This is a genomic window from Phytoactinopolyspora endophytica, from assembly GCF_004138495.1.
In the GTDB taxonomy this organism is placed as follows: Bacteria; Actinomycetota; Actinomycetes; order Jiangellales; family Jiangellaceae; genus Phytoactinopolyspora; species Phytoactinopolyspora endophytica.
This window is the reverse complement of record NZ_ML142862.1, coordinates 122,816-134,285: the sequence shown is the minus strand read 5'-3', so window position 1 is coordinate 134,285 and position 11,470 is coordinate 122,816. Positions and strand designations below refer to the sequence as shown.

Sequence of the window (11,470 nt, the reverse complement as noted above, 5' to 3'; positions counted from 1 at the left end):
GCCCGGCTGCCACCAGCCCGCCTACCGATGCGAGATCGACCACCGGGTGCCCTACCCGCAAGGACCCACCTCGGCCTGCAACTGCTCGCTGTTGTGTAAGACCTGTCATCTGCAGAAACACCGTGCCGGATGGACGGTCGAGCAGCTCGAGCCCGGAGTGCAGCGCTGGACCAGTCCCACCGGTCACCAGCAGATCGTGAGGCTTCCTCGCGTCGCGCTACCGACACCCGAACCCGACCCACCCCCAGCGAGGGAACCAACCGAACCCGACATCCCGCCCTTCTAAGCGAACATCGAGGTCCTCATGGGATGGCATAACCCGAACATTCCCTGGCGGGAGTTCGAACGAGCCCTGTCGTGGGGTAGCGGTTGGCGCAGCGATGGGGAGAAGCTTCCTAGGGAAGTAAGGGAAGTGAACGCGGCGCCTGGGCTTCCCAAGTACACCGGGCCAGCCTGGGCTGAGTTGCACTGCCACTCCGCGTACAGCTTCTTGGACGGTGCGTCGGAGCCTGAGGCGTTGGCAGTCGAGGCGATCATGCAGGGCGTCGAGACACTGGCCATTACCGATCATGACGGCATGTATGGGGTCGTGCGCTTCGCCGAAGCGGTGCGTGATGTGTGCGAGCAGTCCGGACGGGAGCTGCGGACCGCCTTCGGTGCCGAGCTCAGTCTGGAGTTGAGGGCCAGGCAGGCCGGCGTCCCCGATCCCGAGGGTCACCATCTACTCGTCCTGGCCAGAGACCCGGAAGGGTATGGCCGGCTCGCCGGCGCCATCACCGAGGCCCATATGGCAGGGGAGAAAGGTCGCCCGGCCTATGACCTGGATGAGCTGGCGGAGCGGCACGACGGCCATTGGGCAGTCCTGACCGGCTGCCGCAAGGGCCTCGTGCCAGCGGCGCTGGAGAGGGATGGGGCCGATGCGGCGGAGAAGGAGCTACGGCGCCTGGTCGACATGTTCGGCATCGAGAACGTCTTCGTCGAGCTGATCGACCATGACCAGCCGCTCGACGACGAGCGCAATGACACGCTGTTCGAGCTCGCCCAGCACGTGGGCGTCGGCGTGGTCGCGTCGAACAATGTGCACTACGCGTCCCCGGCCGACGCCGATCTCGCCCAGGTGCTGGCGTCCGTCCGCGCCCGCAGCAGCCTGGAGGAGATGGCCGGCTGGCTGCCCGCGAACGGCACGGCACACGTACGCAACGGCGTCGAGATGGAGGAGCGGCTCAGCCGGTACCCCGGAGTCCGGGAGGCCACCGCTGAGCTGGGGCGGGCGTGTGCGTTCGACATCAAGCTCATCGCCCCCCAACTGCCGGAGCGCGAGGTCCCCGAAGGCCATACCGACGCCAGCTACCTGCGTGTGAAGGCCGAAGAAGGTGCACGGAACCGGTACGGCCCTCGTAGCCCGGACACCGAGAAGGCGTACCAGCAGATCGAGCGCGAGCTCGACGTCATTGAGGAGCTGGGTTTCCCCGGTTACTTCCTGATCGTCTACGAGATCATTCGGTTCTGCCAGAACAAGGGCATTCTCTGCCAGGGCAGGGGCTCAGCGGCCAACTCTGCCGTGTGCTATGCGCTGGGCATCACGGCCGTCGACCCGATCAGGTACGGCCTGCTCTTCGAGCGTTTCCTCACGCAGGACCGCGACGGTCCGCCGGACATCGACATCGACATCGAGAACGCCCGGCGCGAGGAGGTCATCCAGCATGTCTACGACAAGTACGGGCGGCACAAGGCGGCGCAGGTAGCCAACGTCAACACCTACCGGCTACGGATGGCGCTGCGCGATGTCGCCCGGGCGCTGGGCTACAGCCCGGGTCAGGTCGACGGGTGGTCGAAGCACATCGGTCATCATGAGCCGATCTCCGACGAGATCGGCATTCCAGACGACGTCGTCGAGCTGGTCTACCGGATGCTTCGGCTGCCGCGGCATCTGTCCATCCATTCCGGCGGCATGGTGCTCTGCGACCGGCCGGTGGGAGAGGTCTGCCCGGTCGAGTGGGCGACCATGCCGGGCCGGAGTGTTCTGCAGTGGGACAAGGACGACTGCGCGGCCGCCGGCCTGGTCAAGTTCGACCTGCTCGGTCTCGGCATGCTGTCGGCGCTGCGGGAGTCGTTCGATCTCCTCGCCGAGCACCACGGGATCCACCATTCACTGCACGACGTCCCCGGAGAAGTCGAGGCCGTGTACGACATGCTGTGCGACGCCGACACGGTGGGCGTCTTCCAGGTCGAGTCACGAGCCCAGATGGCGACGCTGCCCCGGCTGAAGCCGCGCAATTTCTACCACCTGGTGATCGAGGTGGCCCTGATCCGGCCGGGACCGATCCAGGGCGGCTCAGTCCATCCGTATATCAAGCGCAAGAACGGCGAAGAAGACATCGAATACCCGCACGAGAGCATGGAGCCCGCACTCGAGCGGACACTTGGGGTGCCTCTGTTCCAGGAGCAGATGATGCAGCTCGCCATCGAGTGCGCCGGGTTCTCCCCAAGGGAAGCCGACCACTTGCGGCAGGCGATGAGTTCGAAACGTTCCGAGGAGCGCATCGAGAGACTCCGAGACCGCCTACTCGGCGGCATGGCAGAGAACAGCATCTCGGAGGACGTCGCCAAGGACATCTACGGCAAGCTGTTCGGCTTCGCCAGCTACGGCTTCCCCGAGTCACATGCCTACAGCTTCGCCTACCTCGTCTATGCCAGCGCCTGGCTGAAGCGGTACTACCCGGCGGTGTTCACCACCGCGCTGCTCAACAACCAGCCGATGGGCTTCTACTCGTCGCAGACGCTGGTCGACGACGCGCGACGGCATGGGGTGACCATCCGCGGCGTCGACATCAACGCCAGCGACGTCAAGGCGACGCTGGAGGAAGACCTCCCCGTCGAGTCCGACCATCCGCATGCGCCGGCCGATGACCAGCCCGCCATCCGCGTGGGCCTGTCGACGGTGCGTGGGCTTGGCAAGGAGGTCGCCCAGCGGATCGCCGACGAACGGCCGTACGACGACATCGCCGATCTGGTCCGGCGGGCCCGGGTGCCGTTGGCCGCGCTCGAGTCGCTGGCCACCGCGGGGGCCTTCGGGTGCTTCGGGCTCGACCGTCGAGAGGCGCTCTGGGCGGTCGGCGCGCTGTCGCATGACAAGCCCGGCCAGCTGCCCGGAACGATGCCGGGGGTCGACGCTCCGTCGCTTCCGCAGATGACGGCGGTGGAGCAGACCTTCGCGGACCTCTGGGCCACCGGTGTCTCGCCGGACAGCCACCCGGTGCAGCACGTCCGGGATCAGCTGAACGAGTGGAGCGCAGTGCGGGCGGTCGATCTGCGCGACCTTGACGACGGGAAACGGCTGCTGATCGGCGGCTTGATCACCCACCGGCAGCGTCCTCCCACGGCGGGCGGCGTCGTGTTCATGAACGTCGAGGACGAGACCGGCATGGTCAACGTCATCTGCCCACCGGGCGTGTGGCAGCGTCAGCGCAGGATAGCGCTGGAGTCGACCGCCGTCGTCGTCGATGGCAAGCTGGAGCGCAACGACGGCGCGGTCAACCTGCTCGCCATCCGGCTGGCACCGTTGAAGGTGACCGGTAGCACGGGCAGCCGCGACTTCCGATAGCGTCAGTCGTCATGCGTCTCGTCATCGCCCGCTGCCAGGTCGACTATGCCGGCCGGTTGACGGCTCACCTGCCGTTGGCCACGCGGCTGATTCTCGTCAAGGCGGACGGCTCGGTCTCCATCCACGCCGACGACCGTGCCTACAAGCCGCTGAACTGGATGAGTCCACCGTGCACGCTGGTCGAGGACGGCGATGCCTGGACCGTGCAGAGCACGAAGACCGATGACCGGCTGGTCATCGAGATCGACGAGATCCTGCATGACTCGTCTCACGAGCTGGGCGTCGACCCCGGATTGGAGAAGGACGGCGTCGAGGCGCACCTGCAGCGGCTACTGGCTGAGAACGTGACGACCTTCGGCGACGGCTGGCGGTTGGTGCGTCGCGAATATCCGACTCCGATCGGGCCGGTGGACCTGCTCTGTCGTGACGCCTCCGGGGCCACCGTCGCGGTCGAGATCAAGCGTCGTGGCGAGATCGACGGCGTGGAGCAGCTGACCCGATACCTCGAATTGCTCAACCGGGATCCGCAGCTGAGCCCGGTCCGTGGCGTCTTCGCCGCCCAGGAGATCAAACCCCAGGCGCGGACACTGGCGAACGACCGGGACATCACCTGCGTGACCGTCGACTACAACGCGCTGCGCGGCGTCGACGACCCGTCGGATCGGCTCTTTTAACCGGATCGAACGTCCGTATTGCCGCCTAGGACGTGTCGGACACCCCTAGTTCGCGGCGGATGTCCTCGACGACGTCGCAGGTGTTGACGACTGGGTCGAGATCCTGCACACGTTCGGCGACCTGCCGGAGAAGGACACGCAGCGTTGACCGCCCGGCTTCGTCGAGCGAGGAGAGCAAGTGGTCTTCGGCGGCGGCGAGGTGACTCTCCAGGCGTTGCTGCAGCTCTCGGCCCCGCTCCGTGGCGACGACAAGACGGGCGCGGCGGTCTGTGGGATCAGCCTGACGCTCGACGAGCCCTGCCTCGACCAGGTCGTCGAGGAGGTAGGTCATGACGGTGCGGTCCACGCCGAGGTGCTGCGCAAGTGCCAGCTGGTTGCGCGGCGCGGCCTTGGTGGTGGCCGTGAGGATGTGAAACCCGCGAGGCCCACCGGGAAGCTGGTCGAAAGCGGCGTCGAACATCTTGACGTAGGCCCGGAAGACGCGGCCGAGCGCCCAGCCGAGATCGGACTCTAGTCCGTTGATCTCGGTGGAGACACCGGCGCCGCCCGTCGTGGTAGCCATGCGAACAGTCTATGCCGGACCCGGAAGAATTGCGGCATAGAAGACGTTCAGGATGACATATGATCTGTAGGGCAGAGCATATTCGAGAGGGATGCACATGACCGACTACGGGCACGAGCTGCTCTTCGGGACCTTCATCACGCCGGCGGCCGCGCAGGCCGGCCGCGTCGTCGAGCTGGCACAGCTGACCGACGACGCCGGGCTCGACCTGGTCACCATGCAAGACCATCCGTACCAGCCGGCGTTCCTGGACACGTGGACCCTGCTGTCGGTGGTCGCCGCCCGCACCTCTCGTGTGCGGGTGATGCCCAACGTGGTCAGCCTGCCACTGCGGCCACCGGCGGTGTTGGCGAAGAGCGCGGCGAGCCTGGACATCCTGACTGAGGGCCGAGTCGAGCTCGGGCTCGGGGCAGGGCCGTTCCTGGAGCCCATCGCGGCCATGGGCGGACCGGCGCGAACTGTCGGACAGAACATCGAGGCCCTCGAGGAAGGCATCGAGATCATCCGCGCCATGTGGCATCCGGACGACGGCGCGGTGCGCGTGGACGGCAAGCACTACCGGGTCTGGGGCGCCAAGCCCGGGCCGGCGCCCGCCCATGAGATCGGCATCTGGGTGGGTGCGGTGAAGAAGCGGATGCTGGGCCTCACCGGCAGGCACGCCGACGGCTGGTCCGTCAGCTCGCCGTACGCCGGTCCGGAAGCGCTGCCGGAGATGAATAAGGCGATCGACGAGGCGGCGGTGGAAGCGGGCCGCGACCCGTCGGACATCCGGCGGCTGTACAACCTCATGGGCAGCTTCAGCGGGTCGGGCACCGAGTTCCTGCAGGGGCCGCCGACGGTGTGGGCCGAGCAATTGGCGGAACTGGCGGTGACCGAGGGCCTGAGTGCGTTCATCCTAGCCGCCGACGACCCCACGACCATCCGTCGCTTCGCCGCCGAGGTGGTGCCCGCCGTGCGTGAGCTGGTGGAGCAGGAACGGGCGACAGAAGGCGGGGGCGACCGCGTGAAGCCGCCGCTGCCGGACGACGGTTCCGGTGGGGCATCGGTGCCTGCCGCGTTGGGCGTCACGCCGACGCCCGACGACGGCACCCGGCTCAGCGGCGAACGAGTCTGGAGCGAGGATGACCGGCCGAGTGGGCCGGTGCCCGCGTCCGATCGGGAGTACACCGCACACGAGCGGGCCAGTGGACAGCATCTGGTCGACGTCCATGACCACCTCAGGGCCGAGCTGGCCGAGCTGCGTGGGCTCATAGATCAGGTCGCGGCGGGGGAGATCGATGCCGAGGCCGCCCGGTCGCACATCAACACGATGACGATGCGGCAGAACAATTGGACGCTCGGCACCTACTGCGAGTCGTACTGCCGGGTGGTGGCCACGCACCACACGATCGAAGATCGGAGCATGTTCCCACATCTACGCCGGGCCGACGGGCGGCTGGGACCCGTGATCGAGCGGCTGGAGGAGGAACACGCCGCCATTCACGGTGTGTTGGAGCGGGTCGACAAGGCGCTGGTGGGCCTCGTGGGCGGCGAGCACGGAATCGAAGGAGTCCGGCAGGCTGTGGACTTGCTCACAGACACGTTGCTCTCGCACCTTTCCTATGAAGAGCGGGAGCTGGTCGAACCGCTCGCTCGGCTCGGCATTCGGTGACCGGACCTGCGAAGAGCGACGGTCGGGAACCGTTAGGCTGTCGTCTATGAGTGCGCATTTCGATGTCGTCGTCCTCGGCGCGGGCCCCGGTGGCTACGTCGCCGCCATCCGCGCCGCACAGCTCGGCAAGTCTGTGGCCATCGTGGAGTCCAAATACTGGGGCGGTGTCTGCCTGAACGTCGGTTGCATCCCCAGCAAGGCGCTACTGCGCAACGCGGAGCTGGCCCACTTGGTCAAGCACCAGGCGTCGACGTTCGGGATCAGCTTCGACGGTGAGGTGCACGTCGACTACGGCAAGGCGTACGAGCGCAGCCGGGAAGTGGCCGACGGTCGCGTCAAGGGCGTCCATTTCCTGATGAAGAAGAACAAGATCACCGAGTTCGACGGCTGGGGCACGTTCACCGACGCCAACACCCTCGATGTCACCCTGAACGACGGCGGCAACGAGACCGTCACCTTTGACAATTGCATCATCGCCACCGGTGCGACCACGAAGCTGCTTCCCGGGACACAGCTCAGCGAGCGCGTAGTCACCTACGAAGAGCAGATCATGCAGAGCGAGCTGCCCGGCAGCGTCGTCGTCGCGGGCGCCGGCGCCATCGGGGTCGAGTTCGCGTACGTGATGGCCAACTACGGCGTGGACGTCACCATCGTCGAGTTCCTGGACCGGATGGTGCCGCTTGAAGACGCGGACATCTCCAAGGAACTGGCTCGCCAGTACAAGAAGCTTGGCGTCACCGTCCGTACCTCCACCCGCGTCGACGCCATCGATGACAGCGGCGACAAGGTGAAGGTGACCGTCACCAGCGGTGACAAGCAGGAGGTCCTGGAGACCGACAAGGTCCTGCAGGCCATCGGCTTCGGGCCGCGGGTCGAGGGCTACGGCCTGGACAAGAGCGGCGTGAAGCTCACCGAGCGCAACGCGATCGACATCGACGACTACATGCGCACGTCGGTGCCGCACATCTTCGCCATCGGTGACGCGACCGGCAAACTGATGCTGGCGCACACCGCCGAGGCACAGGGCGTGGTGGCTGCCGAGGCCATCGCCGGTGTGGAGACCATGCCGATCGACTACGACATGGTGCCGCGCGCCACTTACTGCCAGCCGCAGATCGCCGCCTTCGGCTACACCGAGGCACAGGCGAAGGAGATGGGCTACGACGTCAAGACGTCGAAGTTCCCGTTCATGGGTAACGGCAAGGCGCACGGCCTGGGAGAGACCGCCGGTTTCGTGAAGCTCGTCGCGGACGCGAAGTACAACGAGATCCTGGGAGCGCACCTGATCGGCCCGGACGTCACCGAACTGCTGCCGGAGCTCACGCTCGCCCAGAAGTGGGACCTGACAGCCGACGAGGTCGCCCGCAACATCCATGCCCACCCGACGCTGTCCGAGGCGCTTCAAGAGGTCGTCCACGGCATCGCCGGCCACATGATCAACATGTGACTGGAGACCCGCACTGACCTGGCCTTTCTCGGGTCAATGTAGGTCTCAGGCCGTCGCCGGGCCGTCATGCCTCCTCCGGCAGATCTGGTTCGGCGGTGAGCGCGGTCGCGAGCATGTTCTCGACCGCCTTCTGTGTCCGGGTATGGCTCGTGGGCATCAGGTGTGCGTACACCCGCAGTGTGAAGCCGGGGTCCGAGTGACCGAGGTACATCGACAGCGCCTTGACCGACTCGCCCGCGTCGAGCAGGACGGAGGCGTACAGGTGGCGCAGCGCATGAATCCCGTCCGCGCGCGTCCGTGTCTCGACTCCGGCAGCCTTCAGCGCCGGTATCCAGATCTTGTCCATCACCTTCGGCGTGAGGGCCGATCCGTCCGGCGTCGTCATGAGCAGCGGGACCGTGACCCGTCGACCTTCCGGGTGCTTCCACGGAAGGCTCACATCGACGGCCGGATCATGATCGGCGTACAGGTCCAGACGTTCCAGAAGCGCGGGTGACACCGGAACTTCGCGCGTCTTACCGCCCTTCGGGAGCGCGAACACCGCACATCCTTGGACTATCCGCACCTGGCGCTGGACTTTGACGATCTCTCGATCGCGGTCGAAGTCGTCGAGCGAGATCCCGAACAACTCGCCCTTACGGATGCCGATGCTGGCCGGGATATCGACGGCGACCTTGAAACGGGTAGGGAGCGCATCTCGCATCGCCTTTGCCCGTTCCAGCGGCCACGGCTTGACTTCTATGGTGCTCGCACGGGGGCGCTTGACACTGCGCGCGGCGGCAGGATTCTCCAAGATCAATTTATCGGCGACCGCGAAGTTGAAGATCGACACCAGGTGCCCGAAGTAGAGCGCCTGCGAGTTCACGGCGATGTCGGCGTCTTGGAGACCGCGCAACCAGCGCTGCACGTCACTCGGCTTGATCGACCCGATTGGATCGCCACCGAAGCGGGGGAGTAGGTGTACCTTGACCCGGGTCTCGAAGCGCTCGCGGCTCGTGTGGTCGACCGTCTGTGAGTCGAGCCAGCGGCGGGCGACGTCTTCGAACTTCACTCGTCCTGCGTTCGGGTCGATGTACTTGCCCTCGCGCTTGTCCGACTCGACCTCGACCAGGAAGTCCTCTGCGCGCTTGCGCTGTCGGTCGGGGAAGGACTTCGAACGTTCTCGGTTGCTCGGGTCGAGGTAGCGCACCTTGTACCGCAGTCCGATGCTGTAGAGCTCGGTCCTCTCCATGACGAGCTTCCCGCGACTGTTCGTGACCAGTTCGCCGGTCCGTTCGTCGCGCTTGGGTCGGTACCAGCGATCTTGAATGTGTCCCATCGGTTCTCCTGGTGGTTTGGTTGCCGAAATTGATCAGGCGGCTTGATTGACCCAGGTCTTGAGTGCGGCCGGGTCGTAGCGCAGGTGACGGCCGATCTTGCGGACGGGCGGTCCCTCACCGCGCCACTTCCACTGGTAGAGCGTCTTGACCGGCACGCCGAGGTAGTGCGACACGTCCTCGACGGTCCAGAGGCGGTCGATGCTGGCGACGGGTTCCATGACGGGTTCCTCTCGGTCAGGCCGCATCAGCGACGGGTGTGGGTTGAGTTGCCGAAAGATCCGAGCCGGGTAGTCCGGCGCCGTTCTTGGCGTGCTCGTACTGGGCGCGCCAGCGTTGGCGATGCCGGACGACAGCGGCGATGAGCCGTAGGTAGGAGGGGGCGTCGGCGTCGCCAGGTTTGACCGTCGACCAGACGTAGCGAGGCTGGCCGTCCGCCCGGGTGGCGGTTGCCGAAAACTCGGCGTGGTCGTCCATCTCGATCCCGGCGTCGGTGAGAACGGTGCGGACGACGGCGGCACGGTCGGCGCGGTGCTCGGTCAGGGTCTTGCCGGTCCATTTGCGCGAGACCAGGACACGGCGCCCGCCGAGCCCGAGGTGGTCACGGTCGTGGGTCTTGGATCGGCAGTAGCCGGGAGCCATACCCGCGCGGGCGTGTTTGGGCTGGACCCCAAAGCGGAGCCAGTTCGGGCACGTCGGCGAGCAGGGCAGCCAGCGCACCTCATCGGCAAGCCGGTCAATGTGTGCCTGCCGAGCCGCCGAGATCTCGCCCGCGTCATCGATGTCACCGCTGATGCTCTTGGTGAGGTACTTGGTCAGGTAACCGATGGCGTAGTCCGCCTGCGGAGTGCCGGCCAAGACGCCCTGCATGTCGACCTGTCGGCCGAAACGGACGACATGTGCCGGTTCGGAGCGCGGGTCGGCGTCGAGCGAGTCAAGGGCTTCGTCCCAGGTGGGCAATGCCCGGCCGGTGTCCGGGTCGACGTAGCCGCCGTCGTGTTCGTCCCACGCAGGCATGTCGTCGCCGACGTAGACGGGTTCGTCGTGGGGTGGCCACCACACTTGGTGGTAGGTCGCGGCGATGACTTGGCGGATGAGCGCGCGAGGGAACGTGCCCCGTACGGCGGCGTGCAGATGCGGAGCCAGGCGTCGTTGCGGCTCTACGGTGGCGAAGTATTGCACCGTGACGCCCGTCGCGCGGCGCAGGTTTTGCCAGAACCGATCGATCAGCTTCGAGAAGTGGATCGCGTCCAGGGCCGCGCGCCGGTAGTCATATCTGCTCGGATCGACAGGTACACCCTCGCTCGTGACCCGGCCATACGACGGCATCGTGAGCGTGAGGAACATCGACGGCCGGAGCCGCTTGCCGTCCGGTGCGACGTAGGTGCGGCCGAGGGTGCCGTCTTGCTTGGGCGGCCGGGGTAGCTGGTCGGCGTCGTCACGTCGACGTGTGGAGCGCACCCGACGCCCCGTCCGGTCCTGTTCGTCGTCGGCGTTGTCGTCGGTGGTGTCTTCGTCCTGGTCTTCGCCGACGTTCTCTTCGTCGTCGTCGGTGGGCTCTTCGGTGGCGTGCCAGCCTTCGCGGCACTGTTGCATGCGCAGGCGTCGCGCCCGATCCGCACATGACGGGCAGACCGTCTCGCGGGTGGACCCGCAGGGGATGAGCACGGTACGGGTGCCGCCGGTCTCGGTATCCGTGAGCCGCGAGAGGATGGGGCGGACACACACCCGCTCAGCGATGGCGAGCCCGCGGAGGGTCTCATCGGTCAAGGTCGGCGCGCTCATCGCTCGGTCACCACCCGTGTGAGGGCGCCGGGGCCGGTCAGGCCGAGTTCACTGGCCCATGTGTCAATCAGTGTCCGTATGGTGTCGGTGCAGACCGGCCCGTCCGCATTAACGGCCACGGTGACGGTTTCGGCCAGCGTCATGGCGGTGATGGCTTGGTTGCGGTCGAGCTGGCGACCCGGCAGCCAGGAGACCCCCCAAACGTCGCCGTACACCCGCAGGGCTTCGTGGCGGGTGATGTCGCTGGTCATCGACTCGTCGGTGATGCGGATGCTCATGCGATCACCTCGCCCGGGATGACCCGCAGCGGCACGCCCCCTGTGGCGGTGACGGCCGGAGTCGGGGCGGGATAGTCGCGTGCCATGGTGGCGATGTCGTCATCGGAGACGTACGCCGCCCGCACGGCGACGGGTTCGGGGTGCCCGTCGAGG

General features: G+C 66.6%; 10 protein-coding genes. 5 read left to right on the top strand and 5 right to left on the bottom strand.

Going from position 1 to position 11,470, the window contains the following annotated elements; genetic code table 11:
• From ELR45_RS35720 to nucS, 3 genes are all read left to right on the top strand, one after another.
• Positions 1 to 286: HNH endonuclease signature motif containing protein (locus tag ELR45_RS35720; RefSeq protein WP_165368053.1), on the top strand; the 286-nt coding region annotated here is incomplete at its 5' end.
• An 18-nt stretch (positions 287 to 304) separates the two neighbouring features.
• Positions 305 to 3,604 carry an error-prone DNA polymerase gene (locus tag ELR45_RS23825; RefSeq protein ID WP_129668568.1) on the top strand — a complete coding sequence of 1,100 codons (3,300 nt, stop codon included), beginning with the start codon at positions 305 to 307 and terminating at the stop codon, positions 3,602 to 3,604.
• Between the two features lie 11 nt (positions 3,605 to 3,615).
• On the top strand, positions 3,616 to 4,278 hold the full coding sequence (gene nucS, locus ELR45_RS23820; RefSeq protein ID WP_129668567.1) for an endonuclease NucS: 663 nt from the start codon (positions 3,616 to 3,618) through the stop codon (positions 4,276 to 4,278).
• Positions 4,279 to 4,303: 25 nt separating this feature from the next.
• Here nucS and ELR45_RS23815 read toward each other — a convergent pair whose 3' ends face one another.
• Positions 4,304 to 4,840, bottom strand: coding sequence for a MarR family winged helix-turn-helix transcriptional regulator (locus ELR45_RS23815; protein WP_129668566.1), 537 nt, complete (start codon positions 4,838 to 4,840; stop codon positions 4,304 to 4,306).
• Between the two features lie 97 nt (positions 4,841 to 4,937).
• On the opposite strand from ELR45_RS23815, the gene ELR45_RS23810 reads away from it, so the two are divergent.
• Together ELR45_RS23810 and lpdA are read left to right on the top strand one after the other, a co-directional pair.
• Entirely contained in the window at positions 4,938 to 6,491 is a 1,554-nt protein-coding gene (locus tag ELR45_RS23810; RefSeq protein ID WP_129668565.1) for an LLM class flavin-dependent oxidoreductase, read from the top strand.
• Between the two features lie 46 nt (positions 6,492 to 6,537).
• Complete coding sequence (lpdA, locus tag ELR45_RS23805; RefSeq protein WP_129668564.1) at positions 6,538 to 7,938, top strand: dihydrolipoyl dehydrogenase; 1,401 nt, start codon at positions 6,538 to 6,540, stop codon at positions 7,936 to 7,938.
• 64 nt (positions 7,939 to 8,002) lie between these two features.
• Here lpdA and ELR45_RS23800 read toward each other — a convergent pair whose 3' ends face one another.
• From ELR45_RS23800 to ELR45_RS23785, 4 genes are read right to left on the bottom strand one after another with little or no spacing between them, the layout of a single operon-like run.
• Positions 8,003 to 9,256 carry a tyrosine-type recombinase/integrase gene (locus tag ELR45_RS23800; protein ID WP_129668563.1) on the bottom strand — a complete coding sequence of 418 codons (1,254 nt, stop codon included), beginning with the start codon at positions 9,254 to 9,256 and terminating at the stop codon, positions 8,003 to 8,005.
• 33 nt (positions 9,257 to 9,289) lie between these two features.
• Positions 9,290 to 9,475 carry a helix-turn-helix domain-containing protein gene (locus tag ELR45_RS23795; RefSeq protein ID WP_129668562.1) on the bottom strand — a complete coding sequence of 62 codons (186 nt, stop codon included), beginning with the start codon at positions 9,473 to 9,475 and terminating at the stop codon, positions 9,290 to 9,292.
• A 16-nt stretch (positions 9,476 to 9,491) separates the two neighbouring features.
• On the bottom strand, positions 9,492 to 11,039 hold the full coding sequence (locus ELR45_RS23790; RefSeq protein ID WP_129668561.1) for a replication initiator: 1,548 nt from the start codon (positions 11,037 to 11,039) through the stop codon (positions 9,492 to 9,494).
• Positions 11,036 to 11,317: a hypothetical protein gene (locus tag ELR45_RS23785; protein ID WP_129668560.1), complete on the bottom strand. Its 282-nt coding sequence runs from the start codon at positions 11,315 to 11,317 to the stop codon at positions 11,036 to 11,038. The genes ELR45_RS23790 and ELR45_RS23785 overlap by 4 nt, the downstream gene beginning before the upstream one ends.
• Positions 11,318 to 11,470: the final 153 nt, after the last annotated feature.

Coding starts and splice junctions, on each gene's coding strand:
- ELR45_RS23800 (WP_129668563.1), bottom strand. CDS start 9,256: ATGGGACACATTCAAGATCGCTGGTACCGACCCAAGCGCGACGAACGG.
- ELR45_RS23790 (WP_129668561.1), bottom strand. CDS start 11,039: ATGAGCGCGCCGACCTTGACCGATGAGACCCTCCGCGGGCTCGCCATC.
- lpdA (WP_129668564.1), top strand. CDS start 6,538: ATGAGTGCGCATTTCGATGTCGTCGTCCTCGGCGCGGGCCCCGGTGGC.
- ELR45_RS23785 (WP_129668560.1), bottom strand. CDS start 11,317: ATGAGCATCCGCATCACCGACGAGTCGATGACCAGCGACATCACCCGC.
- ELR45_RS23795 (WP_129668562.1), bottom strand. CDS start 9,475: ATGGAACCCGTCGCCAGCATCGACCGCCTCTGGACCGTCGAGGACGTG.
- ELR45_RS23810 (WP_129668565.1), top strand. CDS start 4,938: ATGACCGACTACGGGCACGAGCTGCTCTTCGGGACCTTCATCACGCCG.
- nucS (WP_129668567.1), top strand. CDS start 3,616: ATGCGTCTCGTCATCGCCCGCTGCCAGGTCGACTATGCCGGCCGGTTG.
- ELR45_RS23815 (WP_129668566.1), bottom strand. CDS start 4,840: ATGGCTACCACGACGGGCGGCGCCGGTGTCTCCACCGAGATCAACGGA.
- ELR45_RS23825 (WP_129668568.1), top strand. CDS start 305: ATGGGATGGCATAACCCGAACATTCCCTGGCGGGAGTTCGAACGAGCC.